The organism is Orrella marina, assembly GCF_003058465.1.
In the GTDB taxonomy this organism is placed as follows: Bacteria; Pseudomonadota; Gammaproteobacteria; order Burkholderiales; family Burkholderiaceae_B; genus Algicoccus; species Algicoccus marinus.
This window is the reverse complement of sequence record NZ_CP028901.1, coordinates 386,852-410,176: the sequence shown is the minus strand read 5'-3', so window position 1 is coordinate 410,176 and position 23,325 is coordinate 386,852. Positions and strand designations below refer to the sequence as shown.

Genomic DNA, 23,325 nt, shown 5'->3' with positions numbered 1-23,325 from the left:
AACAAGGGTGCCGACATCGCGCCCAAAGGGAGGAAACCCGATCATGTATGACCTGTTTCAAACCGACCGCCTGATTGAGCTCTGGCTTCAGGAGGATATTGGTTCCTGTGATCTTACGGCTCAGTTAATGCTCGATGCAGACGCCACCAGCAAGTTCCGGATGGTAGCCAGAGAGCCGATGATCATCGCTGGAATCGAGGTCGCTGCCCGGGTGCTCAAGCGCTACGATCCCGGTTTGACGGTCAATGTACTGGTCTCGGATGGGCAAGCTGTCAGCAAGGGTAACAAGCTGATGACCGTTTCCGGATGTGCGAGAAGCATCGTAACGGCCGAGCGCCCTGCCCTGAACATCCTCCAGCGCATGAGCGCCATTGCGACCGAGACCGCCCGCTACTGCAAGGAGATCGAAGGGACCCGCGCAAGGCTCATCGACACCCGCAAAACCACACCCGGACTGCGCATGCTCGAAAAACACGCCGTGACCTGTGGCGGCGGACTGAACCATCGCCTCGGCCTGGACAACGGTGTCATGATCAAGGACAACCACATCGCAATTTGTGGCAGTATTTTCAAAGCAGTGGAACGAGCACGAAATGGCCTGCCAGTCCTGACCCGGATTGAAGTTGAATGTGATCGCCTTGAGCAAGTGGAGGAAGCACTTCAGGCAGGCGCCGATGTCATCATGCTGGACAACATGGCAATCGACGAAATGCGTAGAGCAGTCAAGCTGATCAACGGCGCTGCCAAGGTCGAAGCGTCAGGCGGCATCAATATCAAGACGATCCGGGACGTCGCCATGACTGGCGTAGACTATATTTCGACCAGCAAGATCACTCAGGCCGCACCTCCTGTCGATATCGGACTGGATGAATGAAGCACTGAATGAGTCGCATAATCTGAGCAGACCGAATGCAAGAATCGCAGCAGACCCACCCAGACTACCCAGACCAGGCTCACCGCCACCAGGGAGATTCAACAGAAAGCAAACCTGCTCAGCAACCTTCAAGTCAGGAACCAGGGTATTTCTTTTGTGTTGTGGGACCGAGTGGAGCCGGTAAAGACAGTCTGATTGACGCGGCGCGTGAGCAACTATCATCCAGACAATTCGTCTGTGCCACACGTGTTATTACGCGCACACCTGGCCTGCCCGGGGAAGTCTACGAAAGCAGCACAACAGAAGCATTCCTGGCTCGTGAAGCAGCAGGAGACTTTCTGCTGACCTGGAAGGCACATGATCTGCACTACGGACTTCCCAAAGCACTCCTGGTGGCTCAACAAGCGGGCAAACATGTCATTGCGAACGGATCCAGAGCCGTTGCCGCAGAACTCACTCAGAAAGTCCCCAAACTAGTTGTCATCGAGATCACAGCACCTGTCGAGATCCTGGCCAGACGCCTTGTGAGTCGGGGTCGCGAAACCGAAGAGGAGATCCGTGAACGGCTCTCACGGGCGACCGAGCCGTTTGCCATGGGCCTGGATGTGCAAACTGTTCAGAATGATCTGACGCTCGAGATCGGGATCAGCCGATTCCTGAGCCTTATCCGCATCATGACGGGTGTAACCGACCCTGTCATGGCTCCTTTGCACAGGAAAATTTCAGGCCTTTGCCTGTCGTCCGAAGACATACGAAAAGCATTTGACATTATCAATACAGGCCGCGCTCCGCAAGGCGACCTCGAAGCCTTTCTCATCGAGTACTGCAAGCGTATCAGCGACGAGGAGTTACAGGATATCGCCCGAATTCGCAGCGAGTTTGCGCCCCGAATGACATGGCCCGACAAGATGGTCGTCGATAAGCACTCGCTTGGTGGCACACCCGGCAATCGTGTGACCATGATAGTGGTACCGATCGTCGCAGCCCACGGTCTGCTGATCCCTAAAACATCAACACGGGCCATTACGTCTGCTGCGGGTACCGCTGATGCCATGGCTGTACTGGCAAATGTTGAGCTTTCCCAGCAGCAGATTCATGACACTGTCCTGAGAGCCAGAGGATGCATTGCCTGGAGTGGAAAGGTCAACCATTCGATACTCGACACGGCCATGAATGCTATCACGCTTCCCTACGACCTCGACACACGCAAATGGGCAGTCGCTTCGATTCTTTCAAAAAAGTACACAGCCGGTTCCACCCATGTTCTGGTCGACATTCCATACGGCCCCGCGGCCAAAGCCCACGACCTCTATGAGGCGTTAGAACTGGTCGAGCTGTTTGAGACGGTTGGCGCCTCACTGGGCATGAGCGTTAAAGCATTCGCTACACCTGGCAACGTACCGATCGGGCGAGGAATCGGCCCGGCGCTCGAGGCACGGGATGTGATGAAGGTGCTTGCGAACGAGCCCGATGCACCCACAGATCTACGAGAAAAAGCTCTGTTTTTTGCTGGACAAGTCATAGCATTCGATCCCAAGGTCAATGACTTTGAAAAGGGGTACCAGATTGCAACGGACATTCTGGCCTCCGGTAGAGCGATGAAGAAGATGCAACAGATTATTCACATGCAGGGTGAGCACTCGCAGGTTATTAAGCAGGCAACGTATCGTCGAACTATCCGCTCAACAAGATGTGGCAAAGTGACGGCCATCAATTGTCAGACGATAGCAAGGATTGCACGTGATGCGGGAGCACCAGTAGACGTGTTTGCTGGTCTATCCATACATGCCACAGTCGGCGAGATGGTTCACGAAGGCCAGATTCTTTACGAGATTCACGCCGAGAACATTGCGAAGCTGGAAACAGCAGTCGCTGAAGCGTCAAAAAATCAAGGATTTACACTTGATTAAGCTCCCACCCACGTCCCGCCGCCAGCGATCCCGAAGAAGCGACGTTGCTGTAAAAGGGGGATTGGCAGCGTCCCATGACCGCTATTTCATTGGTGTGAGTCTGGGGCGTCTCTGATGCATCAGTACGAGCCCGGTGATTAACGTGATCCGGGAATCGTAGGAGAGATTAGTTGATGAGCAATGCATCCCGTTTGAGAGATTGAGTCTGAATCGACGTTTCTCATGGCGCTGCTATTTTCCACTTCGCAACAAACGGATCATGGACAGAAAAACCAGTCGCGCCGCTCTGATGCTGACAGCAGAGCGGCGCACAATGCTCACGCAACTTGCGGGCTCTCGATCCGCTCCGATTCGCGAGGTTGAGCGCGCCAAATCGATGTGGGTCGAGCCATGATTTACAAGTGCATTGACAAGGCACTGGCTGCCGGTGCAAGCGCCGGCTTGAAAGACATCTACCACCGTCCACACGAGCCAGAAATCTCTGACGAGGCGAAAGCTCGCTACGAGGGTGTTTTTCCAGCCAGGCCTTCACATCAGCTGTCTTGTGCGTTGAGCTATTGTCCAGGATCAGGTGCAGGTCCAGTTCTTTTGGTGTGTTGCGCGCGATGGCGCTCGGTCACCCGACCGATAACCTTGCCTGAGGCCACGTCAAAGGCGGCATACAGACTGGCGGTGCCATCGCGCTTGTCATCATGCGTGCGGCGCTCGACCTGATCGGGACGAGGAGTTAACTGTGGCAACTGGGGCTGGGTTCTGTCCAGTGCCTGGATCTGCGTTTTCTCATCGATGGAGAGCGCCATGGCATTGTAGGGTGGATTCATGTAAAGCCCGACAATGTCGACCACTTTCTCGGCAAAGTTCGGATCGTTGCTGATCTTGAACGTCTGGGTTAGATGGGGTTTCAAGCCTGCGGCTTTCCAGACCTGGCTGACTTGGGCACCTCGATAAACCTCTGACTTTCGCAGGCCTATTGGTTTAGATCTTGGCAAAATGTAGCTATCACTACATTTTGATTGAATTGCCATGCACCGTAGCGCCATCAAGCCCGACCTCTTCGCTGACCAGGAACACAAGAACAAGATCGATACGCTCGGTGATCCACTGGCCGAAATCGAGAAGCATATCGACTTTGCTGCCCTGGCAGCCAAGGTTGACAAGGTGGCACCGCGGGTGGCCTCACTTAAAGGCGGGCGTCCTGCCTATCCGACTGAAACCATGGTCAGGATCCTGGTGCTCAAGCGCCTGAACAACCTGTCGGATGAGGCAATGGAGTATCAACTGCTGGATCGCATGAGCTACAAGCGGTTCTGTGGCCTGACCGACTCCCGAACCATTCCCGATCGCACGACCATCTGGACATTTGAGAACCGCATTGGTGAAGCAGGTGCCAAGGCGCTGTTCGATGGGGTTGACAGCCAGCTCTGGGCGAAAGGCTTCATCGCCCGCTCTGGACAGATCATTGATGCCACGATCATTCCGACTCCAAAGCAGCACAACCGTAGTGCCGAGCGTGATCTGATCAAGCAAGGTGCCATGTCCGCAGACTGCAAGCCTGCCAAGCGACGTCAGAAAGACACCGATGCCAGCTGGACGAAGAAGCACGGCAAGAGCTTCTTTGGCTACAAGCTTTCTATCAATGTCGACAACAAGTACAAAGTGATCCGCAACTTTGAGACTGACACCGCCAGTGTGGGTGACAGTGACCATTTCAACGCTGTGATTGATCCGATGAACACCAGTGCAGATGTCTATGCTGACCGAGGCTATCCGTCCAAAGCCAGAGATCAATGGCTCAAAGAGAACGGTTATCGCAACCAGATCCAGCGCAAAGGTCAGGCCAACAAACCGTTGTCCGAAGCCCAGCAGCGTCGCAACCATCGCATCGCCAAGACCCGGGCACGAGTCGAGCACGTGTTCGCGACCATGGAGCAGATGGGTGGCAAGATGATTCGCACTATCGGTCAGGCCAGAGCCGACTTTGCCATGACGATGGTGGCCACCTGCTACAACCTGAAGCGGTTTGTGTACTTCCAGAAGCACGACATTAAGGCCTTCTGACGCCCAAAATGGGCCGAATCGCCGAAATCCGGGGCGATTCGAAGCAAAATCCGGTCAAAAAGTGAGCAAATCGCTCACGGAATCAGGAAAAATGCTGCCGATGACAGCCAGGTGTCGTGCTGACTTCGTCAGGTTCATGAAAATCAGCCGTTAATCGAGGTGCCCTGACTTGCCACACCGTGGTGTCCGTGTACTTGGACATCAGGCGCAGGCTCCAGTAGGTGGCTTCTTTCGGTACCTGATGCAGGTCTTGTCCAGGATCTCCTGAACCTTCTTCTCACTGAGTTTGCGGGGTTGACCCGGGCAGGCCAGATCGTTCAGCCCCTCAATGCCTTGCTCCAGGTAACGCTTGCGCCACTTGAAGACCACTGGGGCCGTGACATCGAGCTTCTCGCTGATTGCTCGCGGGGTCATCCCTGCATCGAGCTCCAGCAAAATCTTTGCGCGCTGAGCCAGCCGCTGATCCAGTGTGCTTTTACGCAGCTAGCCCTGCAATGTTTCCCGATCGAGCAAGAACAGATTGAACGGTGCAGCAGGCTTGGCCATAAGAAAAATCCTGAAGATTCAATAGCCTTCTAGTCAAATAGAAATCACTCTATACGTGAACGAGTTAATCTAACAATAAACTAGGGAAGCAATCCGGGGGACGACTCAGTCCGGCTGATCATGTTAGGCTCGGTGTCGAACCACCATAATGTTTCACGATCTTGACCTGCGCGCCTTCCACCTTGAAGTCTCTTTCATCCTCTCGGGTGGATGCAAGATCCATGACTGTTAGGAACGGGCAAATCGGGTTGTTGCTTCGAACTCAACATAGCATTGCATCTGCATGCCGTTGACATGAACGTTCAGCAGTTCATCAACGAGCTTGTACTTGTACTTGTACTTGTACTTGCCCTCGTCCCCGCCCTCTTCAATCGAGGAGGGTAGCAGGCGGCGCTTGCGATGCCGGGCCAAAAAGTTCGGCAATGCCCTCAATCTCAATCCAGCGTAATGTGCGGAGGGTGTACTTGATGCCTGGATGTGGGGCCGGGAGCCCCGAGACGACAGTGGCCAACGAGCAGGTGTCACAGAGAGTACGCGCTGCAGCGCTGGTTACAGCCGTGTTGCAGCGTTAGCAGCCACTCTGCCCGAGACACGACTGGTGTGTGTGGCTGATCGCGAGACTGACATCGCAGCACTGATGGCGCTGGCCCGGGATCTGGGCCATCCGGCTGACTGGAGGGATCCGCTCACAGCACAACCGGGCATTACGGGATGGTGGCAATCTGTCGTTGGCAGTGACCGAGGACGATCCCCTGGGAGGCATCTACTTTACGATGCCCTCGCGCCAGGGCCAGAAGGCGCGTGAAGTCCGGCAACGCATCTGGGTGCGACGCCTGATGATTCCCGATGGCAAGGGCGGTGAGATCGAGGTCAGTTGCCTGGTGGCACGGGAAGAAGAGGCACCCAAAGGTGCCAAGCCAGTCGAGTGGCGATTACTCACCAACCGCGAAGCGCAAACGCTCGAGTCAGCCATTGAGTTGATAGACTGGAACGAGCACTGGCCTTGTTCATGGTGGTGGCCTGGCGCATTGCGCGACTGATGCGTCTGGACAGAACCTGTCCAAATCTGGATGCCGCCCTCCTGTTTGAAAAGGACGAATGGCAGGCCGCATACATCCTCAACCGTAAGAAAGTGCCCAAGTCACCCCCTAAACTCAATGAAGTGATCCGCCTGATTGCCGTGCTCGGTGGATTTCTGGGTCGCAAGGGTGATGGTGAGCCTAGCGTCAAAACGATCTGGCTCGGATTACAGCGGGTGGTCGACCTTGCAGCCGGACTCAAATTTACCTAGGAACGTCAAGAGGAATAACTTGTGTGTAACGACATGCTTTGAATCCCTCGCGCAGTTTGCCTCACGACGGTCTGCCTCCCGCATCAACGGTCAGCACCCAGTCGAGACCGAGCGCCTCGAGCGCAGTTGAGATAAGCGTCGAACGCAAACATCCCTAGCTGGCTTGATCATCCATCCGGGCCAGCGCTTTGCATAATGATTCCTCGCTAAAAATCATATTCATGTCCAGAGAACTCATGGCCACCATACACCATCCAACGACGTCACCTGGGATACCACCGAAGCCCAGCTAGGACGGCTCGGAATCAAGCAACTGACGGACTTAGGTTAACTCAACCTGGATTCAACAGCCGAAAGTTAAACAATCGATCGATGATCGTTATACATCCCGGAAGCAAGTGATCATCTCATGCAATTAGGGTCAACGCCTATTTATCTCATCAAAGTAAAAGTGATATCGAGATCAAACCCGTCGCAGCGAGCGCTACTCGCTAAACATATAGTCAAAAAGACATGCCACCTGAAACATCAAAAGCGGCCTTGACTAGACCATGGCATCTCTGTACAAATGAAAAAACAAAAAGACACTATAAAAACACAGGGGACAAATGATGATTAAGGCAAGCCTTCCTAATGACCGTACGAATTTTGAAGTCCTATTGGACAACACTTCCATAGTCAACCGACATAAGGCCATCTCAAATTACGCATTAAGACGATAAGGCCCATGCCCCCACCAGCTAACGACTCGAAAGCACCTCCAAAACACTTTTACAGTCTGTTTATCAACAGTTCGAAAGCAGGACCGAACTAGATTTCGGAAAGAGAAGAATGAGAAACACTTCGAGCATTTACTCTGATGGTTACCAAACTAATAAAGAGAGTCATTACAACATGCATACAAACAGTGTTCGTGCCAACAATTTGAAAAGGATGCTAGATCCGAAATCAGTCGCAGTGGTAGGAGCTTCTGGAGACACAAGGAAACCAGGTGGCCGAGTCGTCAAGTATCTTCATGACAAACACTATCAAGGTAAAATTTATCCAGTCAACCCAAAAGTCAGCTTCGTTAATGACATTAAAGCATTCGCCTGCCTAGAGGACCTTCCAGAGATTCCAGACCTAGTCGTTATATCAGTGCCTGCAGCACAGGTAGTACCTACAGTAGTCTCCTGCAATGCATTGGGCGTACCGTCTGTAATTATATTTTCGAGCGGATTCTCTGAGGTTGGAACAGCCGAAGGACTTTCATTAGATGAACAACTAAGAGACTGCATTAACGGCTCAACCATTGTTTCTGGACCAAACTGTCAAGGAATAATCAACTTTCATACTGGGTGTATTGCTAACTTTTCATCCGTAATGGTTGCATCCGAAATCAAGGTAGGATCAGTTGGAATTGTTTCGCAAAGTGGACTTTTTGCCGCGCTAATTATTGATTCACTAAAAGAGAAAAGTGGCATTGGATATGTCGCCACAACCGGAAATGAGATTGATGTTGAGTTTAGTGATATGGTCGCGGTAATGGCCGAAGATCCGAAAATTAAGGTCATTGTCGGATATCTAGAAGCAATACGGGATGTTGAACGTTTCAAGCATGCTGCGAGGATGGCAAAAAAGAACAATAAACCACTGATTATTTTGAAAGTCGGTAAAACAAAAGAAGCCGCCCGCGCAGCACAGTCTCACACTGGCGCACTTTCGAGCCCAGCATTTCTATACGAAAGTCTTTTTCGTAGCCTAGACATCATTCAGGTAAATGATCTTGATGAGCTAAATCAAGCGGCATACATGCTTTCACTACCACTCCCAAGGAATGATTTTTCTAATCTTGCCCTGCTAACCAATTCTGGTGGATTGGGCGTATGGTGTACAGACCAGTTGAAATTTCAGAAATTTGAACTAGCAAATCTGGCAGGAAGCACGAAAGACTCAATCCAATCAAATATGTTTGCATTTGGCTCGGCTGATAATCCTGTTGACATTGCAACTCTAGCAATTTCAAACATGCCTGCCGTAGAGCGAATACTTGAACATTTATATAACGATGAAAACGTTGACGTAGTTTTCTTAATTCTGGCCTTCACCCATGCAAATGCCAGTCCATTTGCACAGAAACTGATTGATCTCTCAAAAAAGAAAAAGAAAACAATCGTCGTTTGCTGGATTTCCTCAGATAAAGAAGCTCAGCGAATGCTTGAAAATAACAGTCTACCAGTATTCGAATCCGCTACAGAAGCATTACGCGCTCTAACGCATGTCAGAAATTTTCAGCACGCGAACCAATCTGACCAGCAATCCGTTAAAAGCCAACTTAATGAAGAAGCGAAGTTAAAAGTAGCAAAGCATCTTGAACGCAAGGATAAATCAGTTGGCGAATACGACGCCATGAATATTCTTAAAGCAATTGATATTCCGACGCCTCAAATTAAACGCATCACCGAAGCCAAAGACGTGGGCGATGTATACAAAGAGTTTAACTCAACTGTCGTAATGAAGGTTGACTCTAAAAACATCCATCACAAATCAGATGTCGGAGGTGTTGTCCTAGGTGTCAATTCAGAATCCAAAGCGATTGATGCGTATGAGAAAATTAGCAGCGATGTAAAAAGAAACTGCCCAAATGCAATTATTAACGGAATTCTTATGTGCCAGGAAGTAAAAGGAATCGCAGAAATAATTGTTGGAGGTGTCAGAGATCCTATACTTGGACCTTACATCATGGTGGGAATAGGTGGAATTTATGCTGAAGCATTAAAAGATGTCGTTTTCAGACCAGCACCAATCAGCGATTTTGCCGCTAGCGAAATGCTCAAAGAATTAAAAATGTACTCACTACTCACGGGACTTCGCGGTCAACTAGGCTGTGATCTCACCGAATTAACAAAGATTATCTCAAAAGTTTCAGATCTTCTTGTAGAAGTTGAGCAACTTCTAGAGATTGATCTTAACCCAGTCGTAGTTGGAAGCAAGCCTGAACAGACCAGGGTGGTTGACGCGCTCATGACATTCAGGTGATTTGTACGTAAAAAAGGCGCTGCATGGCCCTTTTTTTAATATCAATTCAGGAGACAAAGATGAGAAACATCAAGAAAGTAATGACAGCATCTCTAATTGCTGGCTCTCTCGCGCTAACAGGGGCGTCAGCCTCTGCCAAACAGTTTGGTCAGTTTCTAACTGGTAGTTCCGGTGGAGTTTACGACATTGTCGGAAGTTCGATGGTCAACGTGATCAACAAGAATGTTCCCGAAGTGAGGCTTAATCCTAGTAACCCTCCGTCTTATTCGCAAACCCCACCCACTGTCAATAGCGGCGCTGCGATGTTTGGTCTAAGCGATGCTGATCAATTTTACAAAGCATATAACGGCATAGATGAATTCAAGACACCACTCCAGAACATTAGTATTGTAATGCCTATTTACTCCAACATCATGTCTCAGATCACGCTCGACAAGAGTGGAATCAAGACAATGAAGGATGCAAAAGGAAAACGGATTGCGGTTCCTTCTGTAACCACAAAGAACATGGTTGCACAAATGTATGAATACGCCGGGGTTCCCAGCGATGATATCAATTGGGTTTATCTGACGTATGCAGAGTCAGCATCTGCACTGAAGGACGGGAATGTGGATATAGCCACATTCACCGCGTACCCTAAGAGTGGAACGGTGGAGGGAATTGCCTCCTTGGAAAAGATGCGGTTCATTGAACTTGATCCGGATACGATTGAGAAATGGAACAAGGCCAATCCAAGAGCGCGTGTAGGAATCATTCCTGCTGGTACTTATCCGGGTGTCGATGAAGACGGTAAGTTCTATGCTCTTTACTCACTTTTAATTACTAACGACAAGGTCGATCCAACAATCATCGAAAAAGTGGTAGATGCGCTCTATGCAAACTCATCCGAAGTTGCCGCAAGCCACCCCGCTGGAGCTCAGATAAATAAAGACAATCTTCCAAAATATATTAAAGAAGGTATTATTAATTCTACTTATGTAAATGAAGGAACGGCTAAGTACTACAAATCCATTGGAAACCCACTTCCAGGATCCAAATAAATTGAACTAATATCAGAGAGTCGTATCCATGTCCATTAGCAGAAAGATTTCTATACACGGATCGCTAGTAACCACTATCTGTTTAACGTGGTGCATATTTCAACTGTACACCGGCGTATTTGGTGTCTTTCCTGCACAGTTACAACGATCAATTCACCTCGCGTTTGCGATCACATTAATATTTCTTTTACGCGACTGGAAAGGAAGAAAACGATCAGGTGAAGGCGATCTCGTTGGGCAGATCTTCTGGATCACGATCTCTCTGATTCCGCTGATTTACATCGCAGTAAATTATGAACAATTATGGGTACAGACTGAAACGGCAAGCGACACCCAGATGGTGCTATCTTTGATGTTGGTAATAGGCCTCCTTGAAGCCACTCGCCGGACAGTAGGAAACGCCGTACCTATTATTGCAATCGTATTTATTATTTATTCACGCTTTGGTGAAATGCTGCCAGGCATCCTTGCACACATCAATTACAGCATCTATGACATCGTTCAATATCAAGTTCTTGGATTGCAAGGAATTTTCGGTGTCGCACTGGGAGTTATGGCGACATTTGTATTCCTTTTCATATTGTACGCTGCTGTTTTAAATGTTAGCGGCGCAGGTGAGCTCTTTATCGCAATTGCAACTAGGTACTTTGGAGGTGTCCGAGGCGGCCCTGCGAAAACAGCGGTAGCAGCAAGTTGTCTTTTTGGCTCGATCTCTGGGAGCGCTGTAGCAAATGTGGCTGGGACTGGCACGTTCACCATACCGCTGATGAAGAGAACGGGTTTCAAACCCTCGTTCGCGGGTGCAGTTGAAGCGGTAGCATCAACGGGCGGTCAATTCATGCCACCGCTAATGGGGGCATCTGCTTTCTTGGTGGCAGAGGTGACATCTACTCCGTTTTGGCAGGTCGCATTAGCAGCGACGATTCCCGCACTGCTGTATTACTTTGCCGTCCTGTTGATGGTCGACTTTGAAGCTGGGAAAACAGGACTCAAGGGTATACCAAAGTCGGAGCTCCCATTGATTGGCCCCTTAATAAAGAAGAACTGGCACCTCCTCATTTCTCCTTTGTGCCTTCTTTTCTTCTTACTGATTATGCACTGGTCCGCGATGAAGGCCGCAGTCTGGACAATTGGAGTAACCTTCCTGACAATGGTGATTAACCCAAATTCGAGACTAACTTTCTCTCAATGCATAGAAATGGCACGCCAAGGAGCACTAGGGACGATAGAGGTTAGTATCGCGTGTGCAACAATAGGAATTGTCATTGGAGCAATGGCGCAAACAGGCCTTGGTTTTCAACTATCTTCCGTTCTGATTGAGCTTGCGGGTGGCCAATTGTGGCTATTGCTCATCCTGACAATGCTCACATCGCTCGTGCTAGGAATGGGCCTTCCAACCGTCGCTGCCTATCTAGTGTTAAGCGTCACCGTTGCTCCAGCGCTAGTCGCATTAGGCGTACACATCATTGCTGCACACTTATTCATTTTCTACTTTGGAATTATATCGGCAATCACTCCTCCCGTGGCTCTGGCTTCATTTGTAGCGGCTGGGATTGCACAGGAACGGATCTGGCCAACAAGTATGACGGCCGTCCGTCTTGGTAGCGTAGCGTTTCTGATTCCATTTGTGTTCGTGTATGACCCTGCCCTGATCATGGAAGGGAGTATAAGCGATATAGTTTGGCGCACGTTTATCGCTGTTTGTGGAACACTACTATGGGCGGCTGGGTTACAGCGTTTTCTGATCCATAAAATGGGAAAATTCGAAACAACGATTGCACTCTTTACTGCAGTTCTACTGATTGCTCCTTATATTTATACAGACCTGGTTGGGTTGGCAATATTCGGGTTGCTAGTCACGTACAACCTATTTTTAAATAAAAGTAAACCTATCAATGTTTAATTCCCGTGCTAGAAATGCACTCTCTTTCTTCTGATCAAATCGAAGAATTGATGCATGAGTTTTTAATAAATAATGGTCTTGATTTCAAGCCAGTTACTTTATGGGGTTGCAGATGTCCTGGAAAGAAGAACTCGACGAGTTGGCGTTACGCCGTGAAATGACAAAAAAAATGGGTGGACCGGAACGAATAGAGCGACACCGGGCAGCGGGTCGCCTCCCCGTTCGAGAGCGCATCGACGGACTAGTAGACAAAGGCTCATTTCTTGAAGTTGGTGAGCTTGCGGGAACAGGTGTGTACGATGAGAATGGAAAGCTAATCGATTATGTACCGTCTAATTTTCTCACTGGAAGAGCAAAAATCAATAAGCGTCCCGTAGTCATTGCTGCTGACGATTTCACCGTAAGAGGCGGCGCTAACGACGGAGCTGTTGGTGATAAGCTAATGGCGTCAGAAAGAATGGCCTATGACCTGCAACTTCCACTTGTAAGACTCGTAGACGGCACCGGTGGCGGTGGATCAGTAAAAAATATTGAAACACATGGTCGTACTCTATTACCAAAATTAAGAACCTGGCCATTAATGACACAGAACCTTGCCACTGTACCAGTCGTGTCAATGGCACTTGGGTCAGTGGCTGGACTTGGTGCCGCTCGTGTCGCGGCAAGCCATTATTCCATTATGGTTCGAAAAAGCTCGCAAATGTTCATCGCAGGCCCACCTGTAGTCGCCCATATTGGACAGCATTTTGAGAAGGACGAGTTAGGTGGTAGTGGTATCCATACAAAAAATGGCGTAGTCGACGACGAAGTGCTTACCGAACAAGAGGCATTTGAACGGGTACGCGCATTTCTTTCCTACTTGCCACGTTCCGTAAACGAACTACCTCCAAGAGCTGAGCCTGTCCCACCAAAGAGCAGTGACTTTTCTTGGTTGAGAAATGCCGTTCCGAAACAATCCAGGTCAGTCTACAAGATGCGACCGATTCTTCAATCCGTCGTTGACGCGGATTCATTCCTGGAAACCGGAAAAGGATGGGGACGCCCGCTAATCACGGGGCTTGCAAGGGTTAACGGATATCCTGTTGCGGTGTTCGCAAGTGACCCGTACCACTATGGCGGTGCCTGGGACAAACAAGCCTCAGAGAAGTTTGTACGTCATCTTGATCTTGCGGAAATTTTCCAGTTACCCGTTATCAATTTTGTGGATATACCTGGCTTTCAGATTGGTCTCGCCGCAGAGAAGGAAGGTGCAATGCGATATGGGGTACGAGCACTAAGTGCAGGAGTACAGTCTCAACTACACTGGTGCACGTTCATCGTCCGAAAAGCATTCGGAGTGGCAGCTGCATCACACCATCGTGAGGGGCGTTACAACTTTCGTTATGCTTGGCCATCCGCGCAATGGGGATCTCTGCCAATCGAAGGTGGGCTTGAAGTCGCTTACAAACGTGTGATCGAAGCGGCAGATGACCCGGATGCAGAAAGAGCAGCAATCGAGAAGAGATTACGTGCCCTAAGTTCTCCGATGCGTAGTGCTGAAACTTTTATTGTGGAAGACGTGATCGATCCAGCACGTACGCGTGAGTTACTGGAAGAGTTTGTCGAAACAATCGCACCGCTCCGCACCACTGGTATCCGCGCCTTCACTTACAGACCTTGATTCGAAATACGGCATAATCTTTTAAAAAATCGTGAATCTTCCTAGTAAGAATCGGGTTCGGTAGGGAGATTCACTACTGCTCAAAGTAGACACAGGCGCACCGCATCGAGATTATGTGACGCGCACTGATAGTGCAGATAAGTGCCGGATCGGGACGTTCACAGACACCGATGAGCTGACCACGCGTGGAAGGCGTAATAGCGAGACTCAACCAGGACCCGGCTTGTCTCGCATCAAGTCATCTGACGATTCAGACTGATCCGTGGTCGAGTCTGCTGTCGAAGCACCCTGTCTCAAGTTGGCCGATGGCAAGCCCTTCGCATCAGAGGATCTCCTGGATCGGGGCTGCGTTTTTGGGATGACCGCCTGAAGCTTTGCTTTAAACCAACTGCGACCCCAGACGCCCCTTTCGCCCACGATACCGGTAGCAAACGCCGTCCCAACCAGAATGATGAGGCAACCTGCCATGATCTCAAGCCCCACATCTTCCCCGAGCCACATCCATCCCCACAAGACGCCAAACACTGGAATCATGAGCGTAACGGTACTGGCCTTGGCAGGCCCGGCGTTCAATACAAGCCGATAAAACAGAATATGGGACATTCCAGTGCAGAGTAATCCGAGCATGAGCACACCGCTCCAGGCGGTGGTCGAAATCGGTGTATCGGGCCAGGTGAGCCACGCAAGAGGCATCAGAATGATCGTAGCGGACACAAGGCAGCCGCATGCCACGGCAGACGCACTCGCGCCCATCAGATGCCGTTTGGTGTAGCTTGCCGAAAACCCATAGGAGACTGGAGCCAGCAATCCTGCGGCGAGCGCAAGCCCGGACTGCAGCATGGCATCCATGTCGAGCTCATCCCAGACCAGTAAAAGAATGCCGCTGAACCCGATTACCAGACCAAGAATACGCAGAAATGGCAACTTATCCTTCAGCCATAACCAGGTAATCAGGCCCCCCCAGAGCGGCGTAGCAGCGTTCATAACAGAGAGAACACCGGCGGGGAGCGTCAGTGCTGCGTAGGCGAGCAAGGAAAACGGAATTGCCGCGTTAAAAATACCAACTGTAAAAATCGGTTTCCAGAACTTGATGAGAACCGGGAGACGATGACGCCAGAACAGCAGCGGGATCAGAACGAGTAATGCGAGACCAGATCGAATGGCCATCAAAGCGAAAGGCCCGAAATCCGTCACCGCAATTCGAATAAAGAGAAAGGAGCTACCCCATATCGCAGCAAGGATAACCAGGTCAGAAAGATCTTGTGAACGCATGGGGATCCATTCTACCGCTTCGCAAGCGCATCATTAAACCTTCGCCAGTCATATCCTAATGAGGCTGGGTAAGATCGTGATGCCTGAATGCTGGCTGGTCGTGCCCGGGTAGCGATTCACCAGGCATTGCTCGGCGTGGGGTGCTTGTGTGTTGTAGGATCGGCAAAGGGGGGGTAGCCCGTAGGCTACACCCCTGCCACACCACCCGGCATGCGGGTCCGCACCGGGCGGTTCGAGAAGTGGGGGTCATGAGAGTCGGGGTAGACCCAGCCGGTCAAAGTACGCAAACGTCAGTACACCATTGAGCCTAAATCCGTCAGTTGCTTGCTTCCAATCCTGCTAGACGCTAATGTTTATGCGGGTTTGCATCAGATGGGGGTATTCACCAAATGGGTGAGCGTAAAAACAAGTCAAAAACAGCCGTTGCGACCGTCTCTGAGCCCTTGGTGGTGGACACCATGGGCGGTCGCATACATGTGCACTGGGACGAGTCAGCGCAAGCGACTCCCAACGGACAGCTGGTCTTTTTTGCCGAGTTTCTTGCCTGCACGGGCGTCTTTGATCGCTGGGTCGAGCGCTGCCCTCTGACCTATACCAGTCCCAACTCGCCGGGCAACCGGGATGTGCTGGGGACGTTGCTGCTGGCCATCCTGGCCGGACACCGGCGGTATGCGCACGTGACCGCCTTTCGTAACGATAGAGGGGTGATCAGGTCGTAGCGAAATCGCTGGGCATGAACAAGATCGTCAGCGAGGACTCCCTGCGCCGGGCACTGGCCCGGATGGACGAGCAAGCTAGTCAGGCGTGGTTGCGCCCCGCACTCATGTCGAGTGTACGCGAGGCGCTGGATCGCGACTGGATACTGGACATAGATGCGAGCGTTAAGCCTTTATACGGCAAGCAGGAAGGGGCGTTGAAGGGCTACAACCCGCACAAGCCCGGCCGACCCAGTCACGTGCTGCACACGTACTGGGTGAGTCCGCTACGACAGGTTCTGGATGTGCAGCTGACAGCGGGCAACCAGCATGCGAGTTCCCATGCTCGAGCAGGTCTGGAACAGCTACTGGACGAGCTGGGCGAGAAAGCGCCTGCGCTGGTGCGCGGTGACAGTGGTTACGGCAACGAGGGGATTCTGGTGGCGCTTGAGCAACGCCAGCAACCCTATCTGCTGCGGCTGCGCCAGACTGCTAACGTTCAACGCCTGGTGCGACGCCAGTTTGACCGGCTGGACTGGAGCCGCACCGACTCTCAGGGCTTCCAGGCGGTTCAGGACGAGGTCAAGCTCTCGGGCTGGAGCCAGCCACGGCGGGTGGTGATCCTGCGTCGCCGGCTACGCGAAGGTATTGCCCGGGAGACAATGGATGACCATGGGCAGTTGCGTCTGGACTTTGCGGATCACCATATCCTGGATGCCGCCCGGATGTGGGAATACACCGTGCTGGTGACCAACGCGGACTATCGCCTGGAATCGATTGCCCAACTGTATCGGGATCGCTGTGATTGCGAGAATGGCTTTGATGAACTGAAGAATCAGTGGGGGCTCTCAGGTTTCACCACCCGGGATCTGAATCGCAGTCAGACGACTGCACGTGCGGGAGCCCTGATCTACAACTGGTGGAGCTGGTACTGTCGGGCTGCCCATCCGGGTGGCAGACTCGAGGCGATCACGAGTCGCCCGTTGTTGCTGGCCGCCGTGGGTAAGGCCGCGAGTCATGCTGGACAGACGACCCTGTATCTGACGTCCATGCACGCCAGAATGGACACTATCAATCAGTTGCTGGTCAACGTTCGTGCGGCTTTACAGCATGTCAGATTGACCGCGGAGCAGTTCAAGGATGTCGACCGATGGAGCACCCTGCTGAAGTACGTATGCCAGAAAATTGCACCCCGGATTGATGCTCAACCAGCCTGTCGGACACTGCCGGCGACGGGCTAACTGCTTTTTTTAGGTTGAGGGACTTCGCGCAGTTGCTCTTCACTTTGCTCACTGTGACCAGCTCGCAGCGGGACTTGCACCCGCAGGGGTGCGCCCATGCAGGGCGCACCAAGTAAAAAACCCTCGCTTTTGAGGGCGAGGGTTTTTTGTAATGAGGAGCCTGACGATGACCTACTTTCACAGATGTCCATCCACTATCATCGGCGCAAAGGCGTTTCACTGTCCTGTTCGGGATGGGAAGGAGTGGTGCCACCTTGCTATGGTCGTCAGGCGAAGGGGTTGGCGGTACTGGGGTTGAGTCCAGTTCCGCCGGATCGGGAAGAAGCGTGTTCAACGAGTCGCTGCGCAAGTGGCAGCGGGGTTGGATGTATGGTGTTGGTTGCGTTTTGAGGCGCACTATTGACTATTTTGTTTCGGCACACTTGGCTATAACCAGCAAAGTTATAGGATCAAGCCGCACGGGCAATTAGTATCGGTTAGCTAAGTGCATTACTGCACGTACACACCCGACCTATCAACGTTCTGGTCTTGAACGACCCTTCAGGGGGCTCGAGGCCCCGGGATACCTAATCTTCAGACGAGTTTCCCGCTTAGATGCCTTCAGCGGTTATCTCTTCCGTACTTAGCTACCCGGCAATGCCATTGGCATGACAACCGGTACACCAGAGGTACGTCCACTCCGGTCCTCTCGTACTAGGAGCAGGCTCCGTCAAGTATCCAACGCCCACGGCAGATAGGGACCAAACTGTCTCACGACGTTTTAAACCCAGCTCACGTACCTCTTTAAATGGCGAACAGCCATACCCTTGGGACCGGCTACAGCCCCAGGATGAGATGAGCCGACATCGAGGTGCCAAACACCGCCGTCGATATGAACTCTTGGGCGGTATCAGCCTGTTATCCCCAGAGTACCTTTTATCCGTTGAGCGATGGCCCTTCCATTCAGAACCACCGGATCACTATGTCCTGCTTTCGCACCTGTTCGACTTGTCAGTCTCACAGTCAAGCACGCTTATGCCATTGCACTATCAGCACGATTTCCGACCGTACCTAGCGTACCTTCGAACTCCTCCGTTACACTTTAGGAGGAGACCGCCCCAGTCAAACTGCCCACCATGCACTGTCCCCAACCCGGATCACGGGCCAAGGTTAGAATCGCAAACAAACCAGGGTGGTATTTCAAGGATGGCTCCACGCGATCTGGCGACCACGTTTCTGCGCCTCCCACCTATCCTACACAAGCCGGTTCACAATCCAATGCAAAGCTACAGTAAAGGTTCATGGGGTCTTTCCGTCTAGCCGCGGGTAGATTGCATCATCACAAACACTTCAACTTCGCTGAGTCTCAGGAGGAGACAGTGTGGCCATCGTTACGCCATTCGTGCAGGTCGGAACTTACCCGACAAGGAATTTCGCTACCTTAGGACCGTTATAGTTACGGCCGCCGTTTACCGGGGCTTCGATCAAGAGCTTGCACCCCATCACTTAACCTTCCGGCACCGGGCAGGCGTCACACCCTATACGTCGACTTTCGTCTTGGCAGAGTGCTGTGTTTTTAATAAACAGTCGCAGCCACCGATTCTCTGCGGCCCCTTCATGCTCCGAGCGCAGGCTCTTCACACTACCGGGGCATACCTTCTCCCGAAGTTACGGTATCAATTTGCCGAGTTCCTTCTCCTGAGTTCTCTCAAGCGCCTTGGAATATTCATCCCGTCCACCTGTGTCGGTTTGCGGTACGGTCTCGTATGGCTGAAGCTTAGAGGCTTTTCCTGGAACCACTTCCAATCACTTCGCGACACTTGGTCGCTCGTGCCACACCCTTGAATCACGCGCCCGGATTTGCCTAAGCGCCTTCTACAGTGCAGCAACAGGGACTTCCAACACCCTGATGACCTTCCGCGATCCGTCCCCCATCGCACCATACGACGGTACTGGAATATTAACCAGTTTCCCATCAGCTACGCATCTCTGCCTCGCCTTAGGGGCCGACTCACCCTGCGCCGATGAACGTTGCGCAGGAAACCTTGGACTTACGGCGAGGGGCTTTTCACCCCCTTTATCGCTACTCATGTCAGCATTCGCACTTCTGATACCTCCAGCAGCCTTTACAAGCCACCTTCGCAGGCTTACAGAACGCTCTCCTACCGCGTGTACAAAGTACACACCCGCAGCTTCGGTCTATCGCTTAAGCCCCGTTACATCTTCCGCGCAGGACGACTCGATCAGTGAGCTATTACGCTTTCTTTAAAGGATGGCTGCTTCTAAGCCAACCTCCTGACTGTCTATGCCTTCCCACTTCGTTTCCCACTGAGCGATAGTTGGGGACCTTAGCTGGCGGTCTGGGTTGTTTCCCTCTTGAGTCCGGACGTTAGCACCCGGTGCTCTGTCTCCCACGCTGTACTTGCCGGTATTCGGAGTTTGCCATGGTTTGGTAAGTCGCCATGACCCCCTAGCCATAACAGTGCTCTACCCCCGGCAGTAATACGTGAGGCACTACCTAAATAGTTTTCGGAGAGAACCAGCTATTTCCAGGTTTGTTTAGCCTTTCACCCCTATCCACAGCTCATCCCCTAATTTTTCAACATTAGTGGGTTCGGTCCTTCAGCACGTGTTACCGTGCCTTCAACCTGGCCATGGATAGATCACCTGGTTTCGGGTCTACACCCAGCGACTGAATCGCCCTGTTCGGACTCGCTTTCGCTACGCCTGCCCTATTCGGTTAAGCTTGCCACTGAATGTAAGTCGCTGACCCATTATACAAAAGGTACGCAGTCACCCCTCAAGGAGGCTCCTACTGTTTGTATGCATGCGGTTTCAGGATCTATTTCACTCCCCTTCCGGGGTTCTTTTCGCCTTTCCCTCGCGGTACTGGTTCACTATCGGTCGATCACGAGTATTTAGCCTTGGAGGATGGTCCCCCCATCTTCAGACAGGATTTCACGTGTCCCGCCCTACTTGTCGTACGCCTAGTTCCACAATCGTGATTTCGTCTACAGGGCTATCACCTGCTATGGCCACGCTTTCCAGCGTATTCAACTATCACAACTGCTAAATCGTACAGGCTGATCCGATTTCGTTCGCCACTACTTTCGGAATCTCGGTTGATTTCTTTTCCTCGGGTTACTTAGATGTTTCAGTTCACCCGGTTCGCCCTCGCTGGCCTATGTATTCAGCCAGGAGTACCTCCCTTACAGAAGGTGGGTTTCCCCATTCGGATATCTGCGGATCAAAGCTTGTTTGCCAGCTCCCCGCAGCTTTTCGCAGGCTGCCACGTCCTTCTTCGCCTGTGATCGCCAAGGCATCCACCACATGCACTTAGTCACTTGATCCTATAACCTTGCAGGCTATAGGCTTTACTTGCTTTGCTGAGTTTTCGCGTTTGTGTGCCGTTCTTCCTTTCAAGGCTCCAATCCTGTCATCTGCGTCTTGCAACACACACGACCCGATCGGTCTCGAGTAAGAACAAATTACTACTAATGCAATCACAACCCGTATTCACGTCACTGCGCACACCCTCAAACTCGCCCGCCTCCTGTAAGGCCGGCCCGCTTGACAATGCACCACGCAAATACTATTTTCTCGTTGTGCTTCTTCCTGATTGTTAAAGAACAAAGTGTTAAGTCTCTCGACTACGCAAAGTGCTGCCGCTTCACCGCAAACCCGACTCTCGCCTGACTTGCCGCACTACAACAGCCCTCTGCACAGTACGCAGAGATGAAATCTCTAGCCAAGCCCGCCACTATAGCACACTTGCCTAAAACACCTCAGCTCTACACACTGGTGTTGGTGGAGGATGACGGGATCGAACCGACGACCCCCTGCTTGCAAAGCAGGTGCTCTCCCAGCTGAGCTAATCCCCCAGTACCCGATCTTGGTGGGTCTGGTTGGATTCGAACCAACGACCCCCGCCTTATCAAGACGGTGCTCTAACCGACTGAGCTACAGACCCAACCGACCCAGCATCTCTTAACCCTTTGAACATCCGAACAACCGATAAGTGTGAACAGCTAACTTGCCAACTCCCCCTGGCGCACTGCACTGAACCTACATCCAGTCCAACACCAGAGCCTTTCTCTTAAAGGAGGTGATCCAGCCGCACCTTCCGATACGGCTACCTTGTTACGACTTCACCCCAGTCATGAATCCCACCGTGGTAATCGCCCTCCTTGCGGTTAGGCTAACTACTTCTGGTGAAACCCACTCCCATGGTGTGACGGGCGGTGTGTACAAGACCCGGGAACGTATTCACCGCGACATTCTGATCCGCGATTACTAGCGATTCCGACTTCATGCAGTCGAGTTGCAGACTGCAATCCGGACTACGATCGGGTTTCTGGGATTAGCTCCCCCTCGCGGGTTGGCAACCCTCTGTCCCGACCATTGTATGACGTGTGAAGCCCTACCCATAAGGGCCATGAGGACTTGACGTCATCCCCACCTTCCTCCGGTTTGTCACCGGCAGTCTCATTAGAGTGCCCTTTCGTAGCAACTAATGACAAGGGTTGCGCTCGTTGCGGGACTTAACCCAACATCTCACGACACGAGCTGACGACAGCCATGCAGCACCTGTGTTCCGGTTCTCTTGCGAGCACTCCCAAATCTCTTCGGGATTCCAGACATGTCAAGGGTAGGTAAGGTTTTTCGCGTTGCATCGAATTAATCCACATCATCCACCGCTTGTGCGGGTCCCCGTCAATTCCTTTGAGTTTTAATCTTGCGACCGTACTCCCCAGGCGGTCAACTTCACGCGTTAGCTGCGCTACCAAGGCCCGAAGGCCCCAACAGCTAGTTGACATCGTTTAGGGCGTGGACTACCAGGGTATCTAATCCTGTTTGCTCCCCACGCTTTCGTGCATGAGCGTCAGTGTCATCCCAGGGGGCTGCCTTCGCCATCGGTGTTCCTCCGCATATCTACGCATTTCACTGCTACACGCGGAATTCCACCCCCCTCTGACGCACTCTAGCCCGGTAGTTAAAAATGCAGTTCCAAGGTTAAGCCCTGGGATTTCACATCTTTCTTTCCGAACCGCCTGCGCACGCTTTACGCCCAGTAATTCCGATTAACGCTTGCACCCTACGTATTACCGCGGCTGCTGGCACGTAGTTAGCCGGTGCTTATTCTGCAGGTACCGTCATCCACCCGGAGTGTTAGCCCGGGCGATTTCTTTCCTGCCAAAAGTGCTTTACAACCCGAAGGCCTTCGTCGCACACGCGGGATGGCTGGATCAGGGTTGCCCCCATTGTCCAAAATTCCCCACTGCTGCCTCCCGTAGGAGTCTGGGCCGTGTCTCAGTCCCAGTGTGGCTGGTCGTCCTCTCAAACCAGCTACGGATCGTTGCCTTGGTAGGCCTTTACCCCACCAACTAGCTAATCCGATATCGGCCGCTCCAATAGTGAGAGGTCTTGCGATCCCCCCCTTTCCCCCGTAGGGCGTATGCGGTATTAGCCACTCTTTCGAGTAGTTATCCCCCGCTACTGGGTACGTTCCGATACATTACTCACCCGTTCGCCACTCGCCGCCAGACCGAAGTCCGCGCTGCCGTTCGACTTGCATGTGTAAAGCATCCCGCTAGCGTTCAATCTGAGCCAGGATCAAACTCTTCAGTTTAATCTCTGTATTACTCCATACTGACAGATCGCTCTGCCCGTACGGCGCTTGTACTCAAAAGCTTGACAAGGTGCCTAAAGCCCTAAAGCTCCAGACTTCCTTACCTTGCTTCAATGTGAGCACACTTCTATTGCTTGATGACTCCAGCATCGCCCGGCACCACTTGCGCAGCACCAGCCAACACTTCAAAGGTCGTCAGCGATATCAGC

General features: G+C 51.9%; 12 protein-coding genes, 2 tRNA genes, 3 rRNA genes and 3 pseudogenes. 11 read left to right on the top strand and 9 right to left on the bottom strand.

What is annotated here, in order from left to right:
- The first annotated feature begins 43 nt into the window (after nt 1–43).
- From nadC to DBV39_RS19785, 3 genes and pseudogenes are all read left to right on the top strand, one after another.
- Complete coding sequence (gene nadC / locus DBV39_RS01775; protein WP_108620087.1) at nt 44–874, top strand: carboxylating nicotinate-nucleotide diphosphorylase; 831 nt, start codon at nt 44–46, stop codon at nt 872–874.
- A 35-nt stretch (nt 875–909) separates the two neighbouring features.
- Nucleotides 910–2,784: a phosphonate metabolism protein/1,5-bisphosphokinase (PRPP-forming) PhnN gene (gene phnN / locus DBV39_RS01770; RefSeq protein WP_108620086.1), complete on the top strand. Its 1,875-nt coding sequence runs from the start codon at nt 910–912 to the stop codon at nt 2,782–2,784.
- Nucleotides 2,785–3,043: 259 nt separating this feature from the next.
- Nucleotides 3,044–3,282, top strand: a pseudogene (locus DBV39_RS19785) (IS630-like element ISCARN21 family transposase); the annotation flags it as partial.
- Between the two features lie 7 nt (nt 3,283–3,289).
- Here DBV39_RS19785 and DBV39_RS01765 read toward each other — a convergent pair.
- Nucleotides 3,290–3,719, bottom strand: a pseudogene (locus DBV39_RS01765) (IS630 family transposase); the annotation flags it as partial.
- Between the two features lie 88 nt (nt 3,720–3,807).
- Between DBV39_RS01765 and DBV39_RS01760 the strand changes: the two are divergent.
- Nucleotides 3,808–4,842, top strand: a complete 1,035-nt coding sequence (locus tag DBV39_RS01760; RefSeq protein ID WP_108620085.1) for an IS5 family transposase — start codon at nt 3,808–3,810, stop codon at nt 4,840–4,842.
- Between the two features lie 201 nt (nt 4,843–5,043).
- On the opposite strand, the gene DBV39_RS20520 is transcribed toward DBV39_RS01760, so the two are convergent.
- Nucleotides 5,044–5,256, bottom strand: a complete 213-nt coding sequence (locus tag DBV39_RS20520) for a helix-turn-helix domain-containing protein (RefSeq protein WP_159078730.1) — start codon at nt 5,254–5,256, stop codon at nt 5,044–5,046.
- 360 nt (nt 5,257–5,616) lie between these two features.
- Nucleotides 5,617–5,811, bottom strand: a complete 195-nt coding sequence (locus DBV39_RS01750; RefSeq protein WP_108620083.1) for a hypothetical protein — start codon at nt 5,809–5,811, stop codon at nt 5,617–5,619.
- Between the two features lie 34 nt (nt 5,812–5,845).
- Between DBV39_RS01750 and DBV39_RS19775 the strand changes: the two are divergent.
- From DBV39_RS19775 to DBV39_RS01720, 5 genes and pseudogenes are all read left to right on the top strand, one after another.
- Nucleotides 5,846–6,679 (top strand): annotated as a pseudogene (locus tag DBV39_RS19775) (IS4 family transposase); the annotation flags it as partial.
- A gap of 894 nt (nt 6,680–7,573) precedes the next feature.
- On the top strand, nt 7,574–9,697 hold the full coding sequence (locus DBV39_RS01735; protein WP_159078728.1) for an acetate--CoA ligase family protein: 2,124 nt from the start codon (nt 7,574–7,576) through the stop codon (nt 9,695–9,697).
- A 59-nt stretch (nt 9,698–9,756) separates the two neighbouring features.
- Entirely contained in the window at nt 9,757–10,737 is a 981-nt protein-coding gene (locus DBV39_RS01730; protein ID WP_159078727.1) for a TAXI family TRAP transporter solute-binding subunit, read from the top strand.
- Between the two features lie 28 nt (nt 10,738–10,765).
- On the top strand, nt 10,766–12,640 hold the full coding sequence (locus tag DBV39_RS01725; RefSeq protein ID WP_108620078.1) for a TRAP transporter permease: 1,875 nt from the start codon (nt 10,766–10,768) through the stop codon (nt 12,638–12,640).
- A 112-nt stretch (nt 12,641–12,752) separates the two neighbouring features.
- Nucleotides 12,753–14,300 (top strand): acyl-CoA carboxylase subunit beta, encoded by a 1,548-nt coding sequence (locus DBV39_RS01720; protein WP_108623027.1) that lies wholly within the window; start codon nt 12,753–12,755, stop codon nt 14,298–14,300.
- Between the two features lie 207 nt (nt 14,301–14,507).
- On the opposite strand, the gene DBV39_RS01715 is transcribed toward DBV39_RS01720, so the two are convergent.
- Nucleotides 14,508–15,572, bottom strand: coding sequence for a DMT family transporter (locus DBV39_RS01715; protein ID WP_108620077.1), 1,065 nt, complete (start codon nt 15,570–15,572; stop codon nt 14,508–14,510).
- Between the two features lie 389 nt (nt 15,573–15,961).
- Between DBV39_RS01715 and DBV39_RS19665 the strand changes: the two genes are divergently transcribed.
- Nucleotides 15,962–16,291 carry an MBT domain-containing protein gene (locus DBV39_RS19665; protein ID WP_193853042.1) on the top strand — a complete coding sequence of 110 codons (330 nt, stop codon included), beginning with the start codon at nt 15,962–15,964 and terminating at the stop codon, nt 16,289–16,291.
- A gap of 14 nt (nt 16,292–16,305) precedes the next feature.
- On the top strand, nt 16,306–17,508 hold the full coding sequence (locus DBV39_RS01710) for a transposase (protein ID WP_193853041.1): 1,203 nt from the start codon (nt 16,306–16,308) through the stop codon (nt 17,506–17,508).
- 158 nt (nt 17,509–17,666) lie between these two features.
- Here the strand turns inward: DBV39_RS01710 and rrf are convergent.
- From rrf to DBV39_RS01680, 5 genes are all read right to left on the bottom strand, one after another.
- Nucleotides 17,667–17,779: ribosomal RNA gene (gene rrf / locus DBV39_RS01700) — 5S ribosomal RNA — on the bottom strand.
- Nucleotides 17,780–17,953: 174 nt separating this feature from the next.
- Nucleotides 17,954–20,837: ribosomal RNA gene (locus DBV39_RS01695) — 23S ribosomal RNA — on the bottom strand.
- A gap of 455 nt (nt 20,838–21,292) precedes the next feature.
- Nucleotides 21,293–21,368 (bottom strand) — tRNA-Ala (locus DBV39_RS01690).
- Between the two features lie 12 nt (nt 21,369–21,380).
- Nucleotides 21,381–21,457: transfer RNA gene (locus tag DBV39_RS01685), tRNA-Ile, on the bottom strand.
- Between the two features lie 128 nt (nt 21,458–21,585).
- Nucleotides 21,586–23,116 (bottom strand): 16S ribosomal RNA (locus tag DBV39_RS01680).
- Together the 16S, 23S and 5S rRNA genes with 2 tRNA genes alongside form the textbook arrangement of a ribosomal RNA operon.
- Nucleotides 23,117–23,325 lie beyond the last annotated feature (209 nt).